The sequence below is a fragment of the Streptomyces sp. DG2A-72 genome (genome assembly GCF_030499575.1).
GTDB lineage: Bacteria > Actinomycetota > Actinomycetes > Streptomycetales > Streptomycetaceae > Streptomyces.
In genome coordinates, this window is the sequence record NZ_JASTLC010000001.1 from 413,033 (window position 1) to 431,769 (window position 18,737).

Annotated in this window: 18 protein-coding genes and 3 pseudogenes; 14 read left to right on the forward strand and 7 right to left on the reverse strand. The window is 69.7% G+C overall.

Annotated elements, in window-relative coordinates; translation table 11 throughout:
• Window position 1: 1 nt before the first annotated feature.
• Entirely contained in the window at window positions 2-709 is a 708-nt protein-coding gene (locus QQY66_RS02195; RefSeq protein ID WP_301977304.1) for a methyltransferase domain-containing protein, read from the forward strand.
• 69 nt (window positions 710-778) lie between these two features.
• Here QQY66_RS02195 and QQY66_RS02200 read toward each other — a convergent pair whose 3' ends face one another.
• The gene (locus QQY66_RS02200) at window positions 779-1,720 is read right to left on the reverse strand and encodes a LysR family transcriptional regulator (RefSeq protein WP_301977305.1); all 942 of its coding nucleotides are present in this window, start codon (window positions 1,718-1,720) and stop codon (window positions 779-781) included.
• 72 nt (window positions 1,721-1,792) lie between these two features.
• On the opposite strand from QQY66_RS02200, the gene QQY66_RS02205 reads away from it, so the two are divergent.
• The 4 genes from QQY66_RS02205 to QQY66_RS02220 all read left to right on the forward strand — a co-directional run bounded on the left by QQY66_RS02205 (window position 1,793) and on the right by QQY66_RS02220 (window position 5,646).
• Window positions 1,793-2,680, forward strand: coding sequence for an SDR family NAD(P)-dependent oxidoreductase (locus QQY66_RS02205; RefSeq protein ID WP_301977306.1), 888 nt, complete (start codon window positions 1,793-1,795; stop codon window positions 2,678-2,680).
• Between the two features lie 105 nt (window positions 2,681-2,785).
• On the forward strand, window positions 2,786-3,406 hold the full coding sequence (locus tag QQY66_RS02210) for an L-threonylcarbamoyladenylate synthase (protein WP_301977307.1): 621 nt from the start codon (window positions 2,786-2,788) through the stop codon (window positions 3,404-3,406).
• A gap of 115 nt (window positions 3,407-3,521) precedes the next feature.
• Complete coding sequence (locus QQY66_RS02215) at window positions 3,522-4,277, forward strand: dienelactone hydrolase family protein (RefSeq protein ID WP_301977308.1); 756 nt, start codon at window positions 3,522-3,524, stop codon at window positions 4,275-4,277.
• A 223-nt stretch (window positions 4,278-4,500) separates the two neighbouring features.
• Window positions 4,501-5,646: a glycoside hydrolase family 64 protein gene (locus QQY66_RS02220; protein WP_301987118.1), complete on the forward strand. Its 1,146-nt coding sequence runs from the start codon at window positions 4,501-4,503 to the stop codon at window positions 5,644-5,646.
• Here QQY66_RS02220 and QQY66_RS02225 read toward each other — a convergent pair.
• Together QQY66_RS02225 and QQY66_RS02230 are read right to left on the reverse strand one after the other, a co-directional pair.
• Entirely contained in the window at window positions 5,624-6,481 is an 858-nt protein-coding gene (locus QQY66_RS02225) for an NAD(P)H-binding protein (protein ID WP_301977309.1), read from the reverse strand. The genes QQY66_RS02220 and QQY66_RS02225 overlap by 23 nt on opposite strands.
• Window positions 6,481-6,909: a nuclear transport factor 2 family protein gene (locus QQY66_RS02230; RefSeq protein ID WP_301977310.1), complete on the reverse strand. Its 429-nt coding sequence runs from the start codon at window positions 6,907-6,909 to the stop codon at window positions 6,481-6,483. The genes QQY66_RS02225 and QQY66_RS02230 overlap by 1 nt, the downstream gene beginning before the upstream one ends.
• Window positions 6,910-6,996: 87 nt before the next feature.
• Between QQY66_RS02230 and QQY66_RS02235 the strand changes: the two genes are divergently transcribed.
• Window positions 6,997-7,584, forward strand: coding sequence for a TetR/AcrR family transcriptional regulator (locus QQY66_RS02235; RefSeq protein WP_301977311.1), 588 nt, complete (start codon window positions 6,997-6,999; stop codon window positions 7,582-7,584).
• A gap of 21 nt (window positions 7,585-7,605) precedes the next feature.
• Here QQY66_RS02235 and QQY66_RS02240 read toward each other — a convergent pair.
• Window positions 7,606-7,761: pseudogene (locus QQY66_RS02240) on the reverse strand (transcriptional regulator); the annotation flags it as partial.
• 129 nt (window positions 7,762-7,890) lie between these two features.
• On the opposite strand from QQY66_RS02240, the pseudogene QQY66_RS02245 reads away from it, so the two are divergent.
• The 4 genes and pseudogenes from QQY66_RS02245 to QQY66_RS02260 all read left to right on the forward strand — a co-directional run bounded on the left by QQY66_RS02245 (window position 7,891) and on the right by QQY66_RS02260 (window position 12,036).
• A pseudogene (locus QQY66_RS02245) lies at window positions 7,891-8,194 on the forward strand (VOC family protein).
• A gap of 203 nt (window positions 8,195-8,397) precedes the next feature.
• Complete coding sequence (locus QQY66_RS02250) at window positions 8,398-9,282, forward strand: MHYT domain-containing protein (RefSeq protein ID WP_301977312.1); 885 nt, start codon at window positions 8,398-8,400, stop codon at window positions 9,280-9,282.
• Window positions 9,283-9,394: 112 nt separating this feature from the next.
• Window positions 9,395-10,897 carry a metallophosphoesterase gene (locus tag QQY66_RS02255; protein WP_301977313.1) on the forward strand — a complete coding sequence of 501 codons (1,503 nt, stop codon included), beginning with the start codon at window positions 9,395-9,397 and terminating at the stop codon, window positions 10,895-10,897.
• A gap of 80 nt (window positions 10,898-10,977) precedes the next feature.
• On the forward strand, window positions 10,978-12,036 hold the full coding sequence (locus QQY66_RS02260; protein WP_301977314.1) for an LLM class flavin-dependent oxidoreductase: 1,059 nt from the start codon (window positions 10,978-10,980) through the stop codon (window positions 12,034-12,036).
• A 2-nt stretch (window positions 12,037-12,038) separates the two neighbouring features.
• Here QQY66_RS02260 and QQY66_RS02265 read toward each other — a convergent pair whose 3' ends face one another.
• Both QQY66_RS02265 and QQY66_RS02270 read right to left on the reverse strand, forming a co-directional pair.
• On the reverse strand, window positions 12,039-12,989 hold the full coding sequence (locus QQY66_RS02265; protein WP_301977315.1) for a TauD/TfdA family dioxygenase: 951 nt from the start codon (window positions 12,987-12,989) through the stop codon (window positions 12,039-12,041).
• A 225-nt stretch (window positions 12,990-13,214) separates the two neighbouring features.
• A pseudogene (locus QQY66_RS02270) lies at window positions 13,215-13,722 on the reverse strand (response regulator transcription factor).
• Window positions 13,723-14,085: 363 nt separating this feature from the next.
• Here QQY66_RS02270 and QQY66_RS02275 point away from each other — a divergent pair.
• Complete coding sequence (locus tag QQY66_RS02275; protein WP_301977316.1) at window positions 14,086-14,442, forward strand: hypothetical protein; 357 nt, start codon at window positions 14,086-14,088, stop codon at window positions 14,440-14,442.
• A 35-nt stretch (window positions 14,443-14,477) separates the two neighbouring features.
• On the forward strand, window positions 14,478-14,663 hold the full coding sequence (locus QQY66_RS02280; RefSeq protein WP_301977317.1) for a hypothetical protein: 186 nt from the start codon (window positions 14,478-14,480) through the stop codon (window positions 14,661-14,663).
• On the opposite strand, the gene QQY66_RS02285 is transcribed toward QQY66_RS02280, so the two are convergent.
• Window positions 14,653-16,206 carry a glycoside hydrolase family 32 protein gene (locus QQY66_RS02285; protein WP_301977318.1) on the reverse strand — a complete coding sequence of 518 codons (1,554 nt, stop codon included), beginning with the start codon at window positions 16,204-16,206 and terminating at the stop codon, window positions 14,653-14,655. The genes QQY66_RS02280 and QQY66_RS02285 overlap by 11 nt on opposite strands.
• Before the next feature lie 160 nt (window positions 16,207-16,366).
• On the opposite strand from QQY66_RS02285, the gene QQY66_RS02290 reads away from it, so the two are divergent.
• Window positions 16,367-17,776, forward strand: coding sequence for an extracellular solute-binding protein (locus QQY66_RS02290; RefSeq protein WP_301977319.1), 1,410 nt, complete (start codon window positions 16,367-16,369; stop codon window positions 17,774-17,776).
• On the forward strand, window positions 17,773-18,723 hold the full coding sequence (locus QQY66_RS02295) for a carbohydrate ABC transporter permease (protein WP_301977320.1): 951 nt from the start codon (window positions 17,773-17,775) through the stop codon (window positions 18,721-18,723). The genes QQY66_RS02290 and QQY66_RS02295 overlap by 4 nt, the downstream gene beginning before the upstream one ends.
• Window positions 18,724-18,737 lie beyond the last annotated feature (14 nt).

The window sequence follows — 18,737 nt, forward strand, 5'->3', positions numbered from 1 at the left end:
CATGGCCACCCTGTGGCAGCTGATGCGGGACTGCATTCCCGGCGACCATGCCCGCCAGGTGACCTCGCGCCACTACCTCGACGAGGCCATGCGCTCTGCCGGCGCCCCCGACCGGGTCATCGATCTCGGGTGCGGGCGCGGCAGCTCGGCCCGGCTGTTCCGCCGTCACGATCCGAAGGTGCGGTGGGTGGGGGTCGACATCCGCGACTCGCCCGAAGCGGCCCAACGGTCGCCCGGCGACGACCCGGTGGTGTATTACGACGGCGTCCGCCTGCCCTTCCGTACGGACGGCGTTCCGTTGATCTACTCGCACCAGGTCTTCGAGCACGTCGCCCGCCCGCGCGAGTTGCTCGCCGAGATCGGCCGGGTACTGCGGCCGGGCGGACTGTTCATCGGCAGCACCTCGCAGCTGGAGCCGTACCACTCCTACAGCCTGTGGAACTACACACCGTACGGATTCCGGGTCCTGGTCGAGGAGGCCGGGCTGACGCTGGAGGAGGTGCGGCCCTCGCTCGACGGGGTGGCGCTGATCATGCGGACCTACCACGGCCGGCCATCGGAGTACGGGCGGTACTGGGAGGAGGAGTCCCCGCTCAATGCGGAGATCGACACCTGGGCACGCCAAAGCCGCCGCCGGACGGCCCTGGTGAACCTTCGCAAGCTCACTTTCTGCGGCCAGTTCGCGTTCCGCGCCCGCAAGCCCCGGTGAGCGGCAGCCGACGGCCGCCGATCGGTTCGGCGTGTGCAGAGTCGCACGTACGTCGCCGATCCTCCGTCGTCACGAGGAGGGCAACCGCCAAGCGGGTGTGTCGGTGTCGAGGGCCGCGGTACGAAGGGCGGTTGCCACGCGGGTGACCGGCTCGGTCGGTGGGTGGGGAAGGCGGGCCAGCAGCAGGCGCCGCTGTTCCTGGGGCCCACCGCGGACAGGGAGGATGCGCACACCGGGTGGCGCCGCGGGCGCGAGCGAGGCAGGCACGGTGGTCAGCCCACAGCCTGCCGCCACAAGGTGGAGCTTGGCCAGCCAGTCGCGGGCGGTATGGGCGATCTCGGGCCGCTCGTCCAGGCCCGGCCACACGCCCAGCATCCGGTCCCCTGCCGAGGAGGAGCCCGCGATCCAGCGCTGCCCTCGCAGGTCGGCCACGTCGACGAAGTCGCCGCGGGCCAGCGGGTGGGTGGCGGGCACCGCCAGACACAGCGCACGTTCGGTGAGCGCCGCCAGTACCAGCGGGGGCGACTCCGCGTCCGGCGGGCGGAACGGAGGCGCCGACGCGAGCAGGGCCAGGTCTAGGCTGCCGGCCCGCAGAGCACGCACCAGCGCCGGGGTGCTGCCCTCCCGGCTGACCACACACAGGGCGGGATCCGTTCGGCGCAGCGCGGCCAGGGCGTTGGGCACCAGAACGGCTCCGGCGCTGGGGAACCACCCCAGACGGACCGTCCCGGCCTGCTCAGGCAGACCGGACAGTTCGCGCGCGGTGGCGTCGATCTCGTCGAGCACGACCGTGGCGTGGCGCATCACGACACGACCGGCCGGGGTCAGCCGTACTCCGTCGCGCCGCCGCTCCAGCAGTTCGGCGCCTGCCACCCGTTCGATCGCGGCGATCTGCCGGGACACCGCCGACTGGGTGTAGCCCAGCCATGCCGCGGCTGCGGTGAAGGTTCCCTGCTCGGCCACCGTGCGGAAGACCCGCAACGCGGTCAGCGACACATCCGTGAAATCCATGACGATTACGCATGCTAGCCGTGCGCAACTCTCGTTGGACTCATGGGGCCTTGCGTTCCTAGCGTGGCTTGCATGAACGCTTCACGCATTGCCCTCGTCACGGGCGCCAACCAAGGACTCGGCCGCGCCCTCGTCGACGGACTGGCGGCCCGCATGGCCCCGGACGACCTGGTCCTGCTCACCGGCCGTAGCCATCAGCGCGTCATGGACGCCGCGCACGAGGTCACTCAGCTGCCCGACAGGCGGGCCCGCGTCGAGGGGCGAGTGCTGGACGTCACCGACACCGACGCCATCACCCGCCTCGCCGACGAACTCGGGGCACAGCACGGCGGCGTGGACATCGTGATCTCCAACGCGATCGCCCGGCTCCTGCCGGAGGAGTCACAGGCCGAGCGGGCCGACGAGTTCATCGACGTCTCCAACACCGCCACCCACACGATCCTGCGCTCCTTCGGCCCGATCCTGCGCCCGGGCGGCCGTCTGATCGTGGTGGCCAGCACCCTGGGCGCCCTCGGCCACCTCAACCCCCGCCTGCACCATCTGTTCGACAACGTGAGCCTCGACCAGGTCGAGTACGCCGTCGAGGCCTGGCGCAGCGCCATCCACAGCGGGACCGCCGCGGAAGCGGGCTGGCCGCGCTGGCTGAACGTGCCCTCGAAGGTGGCGCAGGTCGCCGCCGTCCGCGCGGTCGCCGCCGAGCGCCGCGAACACGACCTCGCCACCGACACCCTGATCGCCTCCGTCTGCCCGGGCATGGTCGACACCGCCACCTCTCGCCCCTGGTTCAGCGACTACAGCCACGCCCAGACGCCGGCCCGTGCCGCCGGCCCCGTGCTCGACCTGGTCTTCGCCGACCGCATCAATCCCGCTCTCTACGGCGAGTTGGTCCGCTTCGGCAGGGCCCTGCGCCGGCACGAGGGCACACCCCCGGTGGAGCAGGACCGCATACTCACGCCCTGAACGCAGTGAGACGCCAGTGCGTGGCTGCGCGTCCCAGTGAGGGCGGCACACCGCCGAGTTCCGAGCCTGCGCGGGCACCGCGACGTGACCGCATAAGCTCGGCGGATGGCGAAGTACTTCGACGTGCACCCCGACAACCCCCAGCCGCGCACCATCGCTCAGGTCGCCGACAGCGTCCGCTCGGGTGCGCTGATCGCTTATCCGACGGATTCCTGCTACGCGCTCGGCTGCCGGCTGGGCAACCGCGACGGTATCGAGCGGATCCGTACGATCCGCCACCTGGACGACCGGCACCACTTCACCCTCGTGTGCCAGGACTTCGCGCAGCTCGGCCAGTTCGTGCACGTCGACAACGACGTGTTCCGCGTGATCAAGGCGTCGACGCCCGGCAGCTACACCTTCATCCTGCCCGCGACGAAGGAGGTGCCGCGCATGCTCCAGCACCCGAAGAAGAAGACGGTCGGCGTGCGGATCCCCGATCACGTGGCCACCCAGGCCCTGCTCGCCGAGCTGAGTGAGCCGCTGCTGTCCAGCACGCTGCTGCTGCCCGACGAGGACGAGCCGATGACGCAGGGCTGGGAGATCAAGGACCGGCTCGACCACATGGTGGACGCGGTCGTGGACTCCGGGGACTGCGGGACCGAGCCGACGACGGTCATCGACTTCTCGGGCGGTGAGGCCGAGATCGTACGGCGAGGGGCGGGGGACCTGGCGCGGTTCGAGTAAGAAGGCGGTGAGGATCTTCTACAGGTCGCCTTAACCGTGCGTGCAACCATGGCCCGGGCCGGACCCTCGCACCGACCGGCCCGCCGACTCCCCCACGCAGAGAGGCAGCCCCACCATGACCGCCGTACAGGGAACCACCGTCGACATCCCCACCGAGGACGGCACCGCTGACGCCTATCTCAGCCACCCCGGCGACGGGAGCCCCCGTCCGGCGGTCCTGCTGTACATGGACGCCCTCGGCCTGCGTCCGCGGCTGAACGCCATGGCCGACCGGCTGGCGGAGGCCGGCTACACGGTGCTCGTGCCGAACGTGTTCTACCGTCATGGGCGCGCGCCGGTCTTCGAGCTGCCGGAGTTCATCGACGACGCGTCGCGTCCGGCGCTCTTTGAGCACATCCTCCCGATCATGCAGTCTCTGACGCCCGACGCGGCGATGCGGGACGCCGATGCCTATCTGCGCTGGCTCGCCGACTGCCCGGCGGCGGCCGACGGACCGGTCGCGCTCACCGGGTACTGCATGGGCGCCGGTCTGGCCCTGCGCACCGCCGGCACATATCCGGAGCGGGTCGCGGCGGCTGCCGGTTTCCACGGCGGACGGCTGGCGAGCGACAGCCCGGACAGTCCGCACCTGGTGGCCGAACACATCACCGCCGAGCTGTACTTCGGCCACGCCGACGAGGACCCGTCGCTGTCTCCCGAGCAGATCCAGCGCCTCGAGGACGCGCTGACCGCGGCCGGCGTCCGCCACCAGTGCGAGGTCTACCCCGGTGCGCACCACGGGTTCACGCAGTCCGACACCTCCGCGTACGACCGTGAAGGGGACGAGCGGCACTGGGCGGCGCTGCTCGACCTGCTCAAGCGCACCTTCTGAGGGCCTCGCCCCGAGTCACCTTTCCAAGAGACGGCGGCACGCGCGCGTGCCGCCGTTTTCTGTACCAGTTGTTGACATGCTCGCGTCGCGGCGCAACGCTGAGAGCGCTCTCAGATCAGGTACGGACCAGACCGGCAGTCCCCTCGAGTGACCCCACACACGGAGGTGGAGAGTGCTACGACGTCCAGCCCACCGATTCCCGGCCCTGGCCGCGACGGCCGCCCTGCTCGGCGCGCTGTTCGTGTTCGGCGCACCGTCGCCCGCACGGGCGGTGCCCGACACGATCCCCTTGAACATCACCAACAACTCCGGCCGCGGCGAGCCGGTCTACGTCTACAACCTCGGCACCTTGCTGACGACGGGTCAGCAGGGCTGGGCGGACGCGAACGGCACGTTCCATCCATGGCCCGCCGGCGGCAACCCGCCCACGCCCGCGCCGGACGCGTCCATCGCCGGACCGGCCGCGGGGCAGTCGAAGACGATCCGGATCCCCAAGTTCTCGGGGCGGATCTACTTCTCGTACGGACAGAAACTCGTGTTCAAGCTGACGACCGGCGGCTTGGTGCAGCCGGCCGTGCAGAACCCGGGCGACCCGAACCGCGACATCCTCTTCAACTGGTCCGAGTACACACTCAACGACTCCGGGCTGTGGCTCAACAGCACCCAGGTGGACATGTTCTCCGCGCCGTACGCGGTGGGCGTCCAGCGGGCCGACGGCAGCACGAGCACGACCGGCCATCTCAAGTCGGGCGGCTACAACGCGGTGTTCAACGGACTGCGCGGACAGTCGGGCGGCTGGGCAGGTCTGGTGCAGACGCGTTCCGACGGCATCGTGCTGCGGGCGCTCTCTCCCGGTCACGGGGTCGGGTCCGGGGCCCTTCCGGCGACCGTGATGGACGACTACATCAATCGCGTCTGGCAGCGGTACGCCACGTCGACCCTCACCGTGACGCCGTTCGCCGACCAGCCGAACACCAAGTACTTCGGCCGGGTCTCGGGCGGGGTCATGAACTTCACCAACGGCTCGGGGGCCGTCGTCACCAGCTTCCAGAAGCCGGACGCGGACAGCGTCTTCGGCTGCCACAAGCTGCTCGACGCCCCCAACGACCAGGTACGCGGGCCGATTTCGCGCACCCTGTGTGCAGGCTTCAACCGTTCCACACTGCTCGTCAACCCGAACCAGCCGGACACCTCGTCGGCGAACTTCTACCAGGACGGGGTGACCAACCACTACGCCCGACTCATCCATGGCCAGATGGCCGACGGGAAGGCGTACGCGTTCGCCTTCGACGATGTCGGCCACCACGAGTCACTCGTCCACGACGGCAATCCGCGGCAGGCGTATCTCACGCTGGATCCATTGAGCTGAGCGTTGCCGGCTCGACGTGGGCACGGAAGGTGCGGGGCGCGCGCCCGGTGATGCGCTGAACGGTGTCGGTGGTGCGGTCCTCGGCCCCGTCGGCGATGGCTCTGTCGAGGCCGGCCAGGAACGTCGCGTACTCGGCGGGCATGGTCGTCGCCAGTCGGTCACGCAACTGCTCGTAGGTGAGGTGCCGGTGGGTGACCGGGCGCCCGGTGACCGCCGTGAGCGTGGCCGCGATGTCGCTGCAGCTCAGCGTCTCGGGGCCGGTGATCAGGAGGTCGGTGTTGGGCGCGGGGTCGTCGGTCAGCGCGTGGGCGGCGACCGCGGCGATGTCGTCGGCGTCGACGAAGGCGACGCGTCCCTCGCCGGTCGCCGTCCACAGCGTGCCGTCCGCGCGGATGCTGTGCGCGTGCAGGTGGCCGCCGGTGAAGTTCTGCATGAACCAGGAGGGCCGCAGGACCGCCCACTCGTCGAAGAGGCCGGGCAGGGCCTGGTGTATCTCTCCGGTGGCCGGGCCGCCCGCGGGAACCGCCGATGAGCTGAGCAGCACGGCGCGGCGCACTCCGGCGGTGCGCGCCTGTTCCAGGAAAGGCAGCACGGTGGCGGCGGGTGCCGCCGAGCCCGGCGGCGGGACGAGATAGACGCGATCGACCCCGCTGAGGGCGTCGCCGAAGGTCGTGGGGTCGTACCAGTCGAAGTGGACGGCCCGGGCGCCGTCGACTGCGGTGGCGCGGCGGCTCGCCGCCACAACTCGGTGGTTGCGGGCGGCGAGTCGGGAGACCAGGCGGCTGCCGGTGGTGCCGGTGGCTCCGATGACCAGTACGTGGGCGGGGACGGTCATCAGGCGGCACTCCGGGCGAAGTCGGCCGCGCCGTCCTGCGGCAGGGCGAGCGGGTTCCAGTAGTCGCGGTAGTGGGTGATGAGGCCGTCCTCGACGGTCACGACGGCGATGTAGGTCATGTCGAAGGGGGCTCCGCTCTTCACCAGCCGCCCGGTGCCGCGCATCTCGACGACGACGGTCGTGGGCTCGGTGGTCTGGTGGATCTTCAGCGAGGGGAAGTCGTGGAGGTCGATGTGCTCGGGGTAGCCGCGCATGTAGTCGGCGACGGCGGCCTTGCCTTCCAGCCGCCGCGGCCGGCCCTCGGGAGCGAAGGGGAACTCCATGACACCGTCGTCGGCCCACAGGTCGACCCAGTCGGGGATGTTCTTGTCGAGCAGCAGGGCGAGGCCGTGGCGGAAGAGGTCCGCCGGGTGCGCAGGGGTGGGCATGAGGACTCCGTCCAGTAGAATACGGACCCCGGGTCCGCTTCTCCAACGATACGGACCCAGGGTCCGTTTTTGCAAGAGAGGACTCCCGTGCCCGAGCGCAAACCCCGGGTGGACGCCGCCCGCAACCGCGAGGCCGTACTGGCGGCGGCCGACGCGCTGTTCGCCGAGTGCGCCAGCCCGGACGCCGTGACCATGGCCGACATCGCTGCCGCGGCCGGGGTCGGCAAGGCGACCCTCTTCCGCGGGTACGGCGATCGCACCGGCCTGATCCACGCGCTGTACGCGGCCCGCCTCGAACCGCTCCGGCAGGCCGTGACCGACGGCCCCCCTCCCCTCGGCCCCGACACCCCGCCGGCGGAACGGATCCCCGCCCTGCTGGACGCCCTGCTCTGCTTCAAGCTCGACCACCGGCACCTCTCGCTGGCCCTGGAGGGAACGGGTTCCGACAGCCCCTACCAGGCCGCGCACTACGAGTGGTGGCACGGCATCTTCCGGGACGTCCTGGACCGGCTCCCCGGCTTCACCGGCGGCGACTTTGCCGCGCATGCACTGCTGGCGGCGGTACGCGCGGACCTGGTCGCCCATCTGGCCGACCGGCGGAACATGACGCGTGAAGTCTTGCGGGCGGAGCTGGCCGCCTACACCACGAAAGTCCTTACGGGCCGGGCACGTTGAGAGTCCTCGCCGTGGGTCCGGTCAACATGTCGCAGCGCCCGCGGCATTGGCGTACCGGCGGGCCAACCGGCCGAAGGGGTCCTTGAGTTCGGCCGGGCCGACGACCTCGGCGTCGGCGCCGAATCTGCCGATGGTGACGGCGAGGGCAGGCCATGACCACGAGCCCAGAACGAGCCGGTCTTCTGCATGCTCCCCATAGCGCCCCGAGAAGCGGCCACACCCTGTCCGCTTCTGCTGCGACGGTGATCACCGAGCGGGGCCGAGCGAGCCGATGCTCACCACCGATCGAGAGGCAAGGAGCCAGTCATGTCCGTCAACGCTGTGACCCACCTGAACTTCCGGGGCGACGCCCGCGCGGCGCTCAGGTTCTACCAGTCCGTACGACGTTCCCTCCCACCTGCCGTGGAACCAGGGCGAGAACGCGTTCTTCGTCTCGCTGCGCGGCGAGACGGCCGAGGAGATCACGTCGTACTGGGAGAAACTCTGCGACGGCGCGCACATCGTGCAGCCGCTGGAGCCCGCGCAGTGGGCGCCCCTCTACGGGATGCTGACGGACCGGTTCGGCGTCACCTGGGTCGTGGACGTCGCCACCGAATACAGCGCGTCCTGACCGCGTGAGTCCGGGCGGCGGATTTCCGCCGCCCGGACAGACGGAAAGCGGGGCCCGTGGCCGGTTTTCGACCCCGCGTCACATGAATCGACTGGACTGTTTCAGAGTTAACCCGCGAACCATCGGTAAGGGCTTGCTGTTGCATGCCTTTCACACGTAGACATTCCTTCACAACAAGCGTGGCTCTGGGGGGAGTTCGGAACGTGGAAGGCACGGTAGACGGTTTCCGCTACGGAGCGGTGACCCCGGTGGCGGCCTATGTCATGGCCTGCCTGGGAGGAGCGCTGGGGCTGCGCTGCATCGTCCGGTCCCTGCTCAACGAGGATTCGTGGAAGCCCGGTTGGCTGGCGCTGGGCGCCGCGTCGATCGGCTGCGGCATCTGGACGATGCATTTCATCGCCATGATCGGCTTTCAGGTCGAGGAGACCCGGATCGGCTACGACGTGGGCCTGACCGTCCTCAGTCTCGCCGTCGCCATTGTCGTGGTCGGCATCGGTGTGTTCATCGTGGGCTACCGCGGCGCCAGCAAGGTCACGCTGTCCGTCGCGGGCGTCATCACCGGTCTCGGCGTCGCCGCGATGCACTACCTGGGCATGGCGGCGATGCGGCTCAGCGGCAGAATCCACTACGACGACTTCACCGTCGTCCTCTCGGTACTGATCGCGATCTTCGCCGCGACCGCGGCACTGTGGGCGGCGGTCACCATCCGGGGCTTCCTGGCGAGCCTCGGCGCGAGCCTCGTGATGGGCGTGGCCGTGTCCGGGATGCACTACACGGGCATGGCCGCCGTGGGTGTCCATCTGCACGGCAACTCCGGCGGCTCCTGGGACGGCGACTCGCCCACCTCCCTGCTGCTTCCCATGCTCGTGGGGCCGTTCATCTTCCTCGTACTGGCCGGCGTGGTGGTGATGTTCGACCCGCTGCTGGTGCTGGGCGACGGCGACTGGAACCATGTGCCGCGCAAGAAGGCCGCCGACACGCCGAAGCCCGCGGCAGCGCGCCCGGACCCCCACCCCGAGGGCCAGGACGGCCCCGTATGGCGTCGCCCGGAACACGAGGCGACACCACCCGGCCGCCACCAGTGGTGAACGGTCCCCGGAGGGGGGCGAGTTCGGGGCGGGAGCGGCGGCGGTCAGCTCTGGATCACTGGGCCCGCATACCCCGAACGGACCTCTCCTAGATCATTGCTACGGTTCACCGGTGTCTGACTCTTCACGCGATACCGCAGAAGGCGCCGGCTGGGGCAGCGCCGAACCCGGCCTGTACCGGCGGCTGATGCCGTCCAAGGTCGAGAAGATCTCGTGGCTCGACCCGAGAATGCTGTGGGCCGCCCGCAACGGTGTGCTGGCCTCCTGGTTCGGTGACCCGACGGGCGGGACCCGCAGCCGGTGGGTGGAGCAGCGGGCGGCGGCCGGAGTGCCCGCCGACAAGGTGATCCGGCGCGACGATCCGGACCGGTTCTCGTTCCTGGTGATCGGCGACACGGGCGAGGGCGACGACCCCCAATATGCTGTCGTGCCGGGCCTGTTGAAGGTGGGGCAGGACACGCGTTTCGCCGTCGTCGCCAGCGACGTGATCTATCCGGTGGGCAGCGCCGACGACTACGGCACCAAGTTCTTCCGCCCGTACCAGGACTACCAGGCACCGATATACGCGATACCCGGCAACCACGACTGGTACGAGGACCTCGCCGCCTTCATGCGCGTCTTCTGCGACGACGCCCCACCCCTCACGCCCGAGCCGCAGCCCCGCCTGTTCAGCCGGGCCCGGCTGCGGTCGCTGCTGTGGCACCGACCGCGCCCGAAGGACGGTGGGCGCCTCGCCGAGGCCAGGAAGTTGCGCTCCTCCCCCGCCCAACAAGCCGTCCAGCCGGGCCCGTACTGGGCGATCGACGCCGGCCCGGTGCGGATCATAGGCATCGACACGGGCCTGCTCGGAACCGTCGACGCCGAACAGGGCGCCTGGCTGCGGGAAGTGTCCCAGGGCCCCCGCCCGAAGATCCTCATCACCGGCTCGCCCCTGTACGTGGACGGCAAGCACGACCCCTGCGCGATCGACGGCGGCGGCACGGTCGACGACATGGTCCGCGATCCGGCCCATCACTACGTCGCGGCGATCGGCGGCGACATCCACAACTACCAGCGCTACCCGGTGCCGGTGGACGACCGCACCATCCAGTACATCGTCGCGGGCGGCGGCGGTGCCTTCATGCATGCGACGCACACCATTCCGCGCGTCGACATCGCGAAGGTCACCGAGAAGGAATTCCGCTGCTACCCGCTGCGTGGCGACTCCCTGGCCTTCTACAGCAAGCTGTACGGGCGCCGACTGCGCCTGCCCCGCTTCTTCACCCTCACCGAGGCCGAGGCGACGGCCGTCGTCGCCGAGCGGCTGGAGTTCCGGCCGGGGCGCTCACCGGCGCCCAACGCCCGTATCACCTGGCGCACCCGCCTGGTCGCCGGACTGCTGGGCACCGGGCGTCGACCCGACCGAACCAAGCGGCTGCGCCTCCCCGTGCGGAAGATCTACACGCAGTTGTTCTCGCCGAGCTCGGCGACGTACAGCCCGCCGTTCTTCAAGTGCTTCCTGCGCCTGGACGTCACCCCGGAATCGGTACGGCTGCGCTGCTACGCCGCGACCGGCAACCGGGCCCAGGAGACCGACCCGCCGGTCGAGGACGAGGTCACGATTGAGCTGGTCTGAGGCCCGGAGGCGGGAACACCGCCGGGCGCGATCCGGTTGTCATCGCGGTACGAGCTGATCGACGAACGCTGGAGGAGCCCGTGCCGCCGACCTCACGTCCCCTGCGCAAGCTCGGGTTCCTGACCATCGGGCTGTTCGACGAGGCCGACCCGCGCCGGGGCCACGAGTCGACCCTGGAGATCATCGAGCTGGGCGAGCGGCTCGGCTTCGACAGCGCGTGGGTGCGCCACCGCCATCTCCAGTACGGCATCTCCTCCCCCGTCGCCGTCCTGGCCGCCGCCTCCCAGCGCACCCGCCGCATCGAACTGGGCACCGCGGTCATCCCGCTCGGCTGGGAGAACCCGCTGCGGCTGGCCGAGGACCTGGCCACGGTCGACCTGCTGTCCGGCGGCCGTCTCAACCCGGGTGTCAGCGTGGGCCCACCGATGCACTACGCCCAGGTCAAGGAAGCCCTGTATCCGGACACGGCCGACACGGAGGACTTCAGCTACGAACGGGTGCGGCGGCTACTGGACTTCGTACGCGGCAAACCGGCCACCGACTTCAGCGGGGTCGAGGGCTTCGAAGCCACGCGGCGGCAGCCGCACATCGAATACAGCTCGGATCGCGTACAGCCGCACTCGCCCGGCCTGGGCCGCCGCCTGTGGTACGGCGGCGGCAGCCTCGGCTCTGCGCGGTGGGCGGGCGAACACGGCATGAACTTCCTCACCAGCAGCGTCGTCAAGGCAGAAGGACCCGATGAGTCGGCGGACTTCGCCGAGATCCAGCTCTCTCACGTGCGCACGTTCCGCGCCCACCACCCCGACGGCGACGACGCCCGTGTCTCCCAGGGCCTCGTCGTCATCCCCACCGACTCGGCCACGCCCGAACAGCGCGCCAGGTACGAGGAGTACGCCGCCCAGCGCACCCCTCGTACGGCATCACCGCAGGGCCCGGCCCGTCTGATGTTCGCGCCCGACCTCGTCGGCAGCAGCGCGGAGATCGCCGAACGGCTGCACGCACACGCAGCGTTCCGCGAGGTCGACGAGGTCGCGTTCGCGCTGCCGTTCACCTTCGAGCACGCGGACTACGTGCAGATCCTCACGGACATGGCGACGAGGCTGGGCCCGGCGCTGGGATGGCAGCCGAAGACCGGCTGACCTCACCAACGCCCGGGCTGCGTCCCGACGATGGGCTCGGACGGCTTGCCGTCCACGCCGACCGGCACATCACCGGCCAGCATCACCCGGTGCATGATCCGCGGGAAACCGACGACGTTGTCGCTGGGCGCCAGGTGGATGGTGGCCCGGTTGTCCCAGAAGGCGACGCTGCCCGGCTCCCAGCGGAAGCGGACCGTGTACTCGGGCCGGACCGCCTGCTCCAGCAGCATGTCCAGGATGGCCCGGCTCTCGGCGCGGGAGACGTCCGTGATCTGCTCCAGGTAGTAGCCGTTCACGAACAGCACCCGCTCCCCCGTCTCCGGGTGGACACGCACCAGCGGGTGCACCGAGGCGACCTGATGGTCCAGCAGATGCCGGACATACGCGTCGTCGCCCGGCCGGGGCTGATATCCGACGCCCAGCCGGTGCTCGGCCCTGAGCCCGTCCACGAACTCCCGGACCGGGGCGGACAGTCCGGCGTACGCGGCCGCCAGGTTGGACCACGTCGTGTCGCCCCCGTACGGCGGGACGGTCTCGGCGCGCAGGATCGTCGCGGCGGGCGGGTCGACTCGGGCGCCGTGGTCGCAGTGCCAGCCGCGCAGCAGGGTGTGCCGCCGGCGCCGCAGCCACTCATCGTGCTCCATGCCGAAACGTCCGCCCAGCTCCAGGCGGTCGGCGGTCGTCTCGATCTCCGGGACATCGGGCGGCGAGGCCTTCCCCCGCCGCCCGAGCACCACGAGCTCACCGAATCGCCGCGCGAACGCCACATGCCCGGAGTGATCCAGTTCCTGTCCGCGGAAGAACACCACCTTCCAGCGCAGTACGGCCGCCTTGATCGCGGCTACTTGGGCGTCGTCCAAGTCCCCGGCCAGGTCGACACCTGTGATCTCGGCTCCGATGTGACCCGCGACGGGGTTCACCTCGATACCCGCCGTGGTCCTGTCCGTCGTCATACGCGCTCCGGTGATCGCCGACATCAACTACGCATCAGAGGGTGACAGCCGATCCCCAAAGTGGCCACCACAGCGCCTGAGGCCGGGGGGCGGCAGGAAACTCCTCGGGGGCTGCTTGCTCACGACGGTGCTGGTGACGACCCGTGGCACCTACAGCGGCGCCTTCCGGGGCGAGCGGTGGCAGTGCGCGCTGACCCAGCTGACGTCGGTCGGGTGACTCGCCCGTCACGCGAGGTCGTCGCCCTCCAGGCGGTAGCCCTGTCCACGCACTGTCGCGATCCTCGACGCGCCCAGCTTGCGGCGGAGGTGGCGGACGTACACGTCGACGACATTGGAGCCCTCCGACGCCTCATACCCCCAGACGACGGAGAGCAGGTCCTCGCGGCCCAGCACGGTGCCGGCGTTGCGCACGAGGTGTTCCAGCAAGGCCGCCTCCCGCGCGCTGAGCTGGGTGATGCGGCCGTCGACGTAGGCCTGGCGGGTGCGGGTCTCCAGGGCGATACCGGCGCGGCGCAGGACGGAGCTGTCGGTCTCTGAAGGGCTTGGTCATGTAGTCGGCCGCCGCACGGAGGCGGGTGACCACGGTGAAGCCGTCCTCGCCAGGGACTCCGATGTCCAGAACCATCAGGTCGTACCTGCCCGACATGGCCGCGCGCCAGGCCGCCTCCCCGTCGGTGACGACGGTGGTGCCAAAGCCGTGGGCGGTGAAGCGTTCCGAGAGGTAGGAGGCGATGTGGGCCTCGTCCTCCGCTATGAGGAGGTGGAGGTCCCGCCCGTCAGGGCCAGGTCTTCGAACTCGACCCGGCCACCGACGGGTTCCGCGTGCTCTTCGCCTCACCCGGCGCCGAGGTCCTCAGACAACGTCGACCTGCGCGGCGGCACCGCGGGCAAGAACGTCCCCGCGGCCGATCATCGGGGTCGCGATCACCGGCTTTTGGACCCAGGGCGCCCTCTGAGCCGATTTGGGTAAGTGCCGGAATAGGTACCCCTAATCGGGATATCGCGGCCCGCGTGTAACACAGCCGCACCGGCATGGCGCAGACATACGGGGAGAGCGTTTCTCCTGTCGAACGCAATGCGCCAGATTGGAATTCCTGTGAGCAGCACTGACCCGGTACCCGGATACCAGACGTATGACCAGCACCAAAGCGGCTCGCCCCGCCCCGTCCGCAGCCAAGCAGCCGCCCGGCGAGGAGCCCTGGCTGTCTGCACGATCGTCGACCTCGCCGCCGGTTTCCTGGTCCTTTGGGTTCTGCTGTATCTGCTCGACGCCAACCAGGCCAATGTCTTCGTCGAATTCGTGCGCGGAACGGCCGACTGGCTGGCCTGGTGGTCACAGGATATTTTCACCATGGACACAGAAGGTCTGCGAATTGTCCTCAACTATGGCCTGCCGGCCGTGATGTATTTGCTGATCGGTCACGGAATCGCCGCTCGGCTGAACCGCATATGAGCCAGTCCGACCCAGCCACGGAAAGGACCGGCACTGTGACACGTGACCGACGGCAAGACGATCAGCTCCCCATCTACGAGGGCCTGGTGCGCGAATGCGGCGACGTGCTGGCGGAGGCCCGCCAGGCGTCGCAGCAGGTGCTGCATCAGGCGGCGGCGCTGCTCGGGTCGGGAGCGGCCCGGCCCGAGCAGCAGAGAGAGCGGCAGGACTTCAGCGCCTGACCGCGAACTCCCGTATCACCGTGTTCCGGAACACCGCGCTGCCGTCGATCGTGAACAGCGCCAGCCCGGTGTCGACCAGGTACGGGAAGGCCTCGCTGGAGTGCACGTACCGGCCGTCGTCGACGAACATCTCCACGGATGTGCGGTCGACGAGGACGCGCAGCCGGACCGTGCGCGCCGACGGGTCGAAGGGGCTCTTGCTCTCCTGCCAGTTGCCGGAGGCGTCGGGGTTCACCGTGTTCCGGCGGTTGACGAAGGCGTAGTCGCCGTAGATCCCGGCGTCGATGTGGCGTCCGCCGTCCGACGAGCGGCGCAACTGGAGCCCTGCGCCGGTGAGTTGGTCCCAGGTGATCTCGGTGGTCAGCTCGTACGCCGTGCCGGTGTGGTCGAGCAGGCGAGTGCCGGCGACTTCGAGGTCACCGAGGTGCACCGTGCGCGCGACGTGGTCGTCCAGGGCGGCGACCGGCCGGGAGGCGAGGTAGTACGTGCCGGAGGCGTCACGCTTCAGCGTCACCTCGCGGACGATCGAGTCCGTGCCGTTGAAGCCGTCGCAGTCGATCGTGGGCGTGGTGCCCGCGTAGTCCCAGTGGTTCAGCCAGCCGATGGCGTACCGGGCGGCCGGGTCGAGGCTGCCGTTCGCGTTCCGCTTCTCGAAGGTGACGGCGCCGTACCAGTCCCAGCCGTGGTCGAGCCACTGCGGTTCGGCGGCGTCGGGGGTGAACACGCTCCCGTCGAAGGCGCCCGTCCAATAGGCGTACGTGCTCGGCAGCCCGGCGCCCTTGCCGTTGGCGCTCACGCCCAGCACCCACTTCCAGGTGCCGTCCGCCGCCCGGATGCGGAACAGGTCGGGGCACTCCAGGACCCCGATGCCGTCCTTGATGAACCCGCTGACGTACGTCCACGACTTCAGGTCGACGGAGTGGTAGAAGCCCACCTTGTTGCCCTCGGCGAGCGTCATCACCCACCGCCCGCGCTCCTCGTCGCGGATCACCTTGGGGTCACGGAAGTCCCGTACGCCGGGGTTGGGCAGGACGGGGTCGGTGCCGTGGCTGGTGAACGTACGGCCGCCGTCCGTCGAGTAGTGCAGGTACTGCGCCTGAGTGACCTCGTCGGGCGCCATGGTGGCGAGGACGATCACCGCCCCCGCGCCGAAGCCCGCCGTGTTGTCCGAGTCCACCACCGCCGAGCCCGACCAGACGTCACCGTTGGGCGTGGCGTCCTTCGGCACGGCGATCCCGCGGTCGGTGAAGGCGACCAGGTCGCCGCTGGTGGCCAGGCGCCAGGCGGTGCCCGCCGTGGTGCCGCCCGTGAGGTAGTCCGAGTTGTACAGGTAGTAGTAGTGGTACTCCCCGTCGATCCAGATCGGCCGCTGCGGATCGTTCTTCCACTGGTCGGGGACCGTGAAGTGGTACTCGGCGCGGTAACTGGCGCAGGTGGACGCGGATTTGGGCTTCGCGGCGGCCGTGGGCGCGGCGGGTAGCAGCGCGGCCGAGGCGCCCGCGGCCGAGCCCGCGAGCAACGCTCTCCTGGACATCATGCGCATCACACATCGTTCCCTTCGTCGGGACGGCGGCTCATGTGATGCAGGACTGTGCGACCTAACTCGTTAAAGGTCAAGTGGTTCACGAGTATTGACAGGCTCATGGCCCGCTTCGCATCATCTGGGGCATCAACCCTGATCTAACACGAGTTAGGCCCGTTGGATGACCGACTCGCACGTCACTCGCCGCACACTGTTGCGGTACGGCGCCTATGGCGCGGGGGCCGCCGCGCTGGCCGGCACCGCCGCGAGCTGGGACCGGCTCACCGGAGCCGACATTCCCGGCCGGGACGACGGCTCCCTCGTCGTCGCCACCCTCGGCCCCGCCTACGGACCGGAGGCCATACGCACGCTCACCGAGGGCTTCAAGAAGGTCCACCCCGACATCAAGCTGCGCATCAACGCGGTGCAGGCCGTCGACTGGTCGGACTTCTTCGCGAAGATCCTCACCCAGATCGCCGCGGGCACCGCCCCGGACCTCGTCTACGTCGCCACCGAGGGCGTCCAGCTGTTCGCGCAGCGCCTCGGGGTCGCACTGGACCGCTGGGTGAAACGGGACGCGGCCGAGCTGCGCGAGTACTTCGCCGACGTCCACCCCTCGCTGGTGGAGTCGATGATGTACGAGGGGAGCCTCTACCAGCTGCCGGTCGAGTTCAACGCGGCCGACATGTACTTCAACACGCAGGTGCTCAAGCGGGCGGGCGCGGAGCTGCCACCCGCCGACTGGACCCGCGACGACTTCACCACGCTGCTGCGGGACATGAAGAAGTCGAGCGGCTCCCAGTTCACGCCGTACTTCTGGACCAACCGGCTGTGGGGCGGTGTCGTGCCCTGGCTGTTCGCGAACGACACGAACCTGCTCGCCGAGTCCAAGGCACCCGGCGGCGCCTGGCTGTGGGACTCCTTCTACCCGGCCGCCCAGCGGCAGGGTCGCGGGGGCGGTTTCCGCTGGACGACGCCGCAGGCCACCCACGACCGGGTGGAGGAGGCGTACGACTATCTCGCCTCCCTCATCCAGGAAGACCTGTGCACCCGCCCCGAGGGCGGCAACGGCCAGAACCTCATCGGCGTGTTCTCCACCGGCCGGGTCGGCGTCACCCCCGCGGGCGGCTTCTGGGCGGGCGGCCTGCATCTGGCGGGCATGCGGCGCGACGGCTTCGACGTGCAGTACTTCCCGCGCTGGCGCACCCAGCGCATGCAGTACGGCGCCGCCGGCTACGCGCTGCTGCGCACCTCGAAGAAGCAGGACGAGGCATGGGAGTTCATCAAGTTCGCCGCGCGCAGGGACACTCTGATGCGGCTGTTCGAGACGAACCAGACGACCCCGGCCCGCCGTTCGATGCTGACTGCCGACCGCTACCGGGAGTCCGGCCCGAGCCACTGGCAGGTCTTCTACGACACCCTCGACCAGTTCCCCGACACCGGGCCGATCCCCGCGCCGCCGCAGGTCGCCGAGGTCGAGCAGGTGCTGCTCAAGCACACCGGAACCGCCCTGGCCTCGCCGCGCTCGGTGCGCGGCGCGCTGCGCCGGATGCAGGGCGACCTGGAGAAGGCCATGGAGCGTGACGTATGACGAACACCCAGGTCCCGCCCGTACGTACGCGTCCCGCGGCCCCGCCGCCTGACGTACCGCGTCCCTCCGCCCGCGAGCGCGGCACCCGGCTGCTCGCGACGCTGTTCCTGGCGCCCACCATCGTCGGCATCGTGGTCTTCACGGTCGTACCGATCGTCGGCTCGGTCGTGCTGAGCCTCTTCCACTGGAACGTGATCGACTCACCCAGCTTCGCCGGAGCGGCCAACTACCGTGAGGTGTTCGGCGATTCGACCGTACTGGTGTCCTTCCGCAACACGCTCGTGTTCATGGTGTTCGCGGTCGCGTTGCAGCTGCTGATCGCCCTGGTCCTGGCGCTCGCGGTGAACGGGCGGATGCCGGTGTGGCTGCGGTCGGTGTTCCGCTCGGCGTTCTTCTTCCCGCTGGTGCTGTCCGCCGCGTCGATCTCGGTGGTGATGAAGTACCTGTTCAACCAGGACTTCGGCCTCGTCAACTGGCTGCTCGGCGAAGTCGGGATCGCCCCGGTGCCCTGGCTGACGTCGGAGAACGCAGCGATGGCGACCGTCGTCCTCGTCTACGTCTGGCAGCAGTTCGGCTTCTCCTTCCTGCTGTTCGTCGGCGGTCTCAACAACATCCCCAAGGAGATCCACGAGGCCGCCGCCCTCGACGGCGCGACCGGCCTGCGCAAGCACCTGCACGTCACGCTGCCGCTGCTGTCACCCACGCTGCTGGTCGCGTCGGTGGTCGGCATCATCAACGCGCTCCAGGTCTTCGAGCAGCCGTACGTCCTCACCAACGGCGGGCCCGGCGACTCCACCCGCACCGTCGTGATGGTGATCTACGAGAGCGCCTTCGAGCAGCTCCGCTTCGGCGAGGCGTCCGCGGTGGGCGTGCTGCTGTTCGTGCTGATCATGGCGGTGACCGCCGTCCAGTTCCGGCTCAGCCGGCGTTTCGTCCACTACCAGTGAGCCGGGTGAGTCCC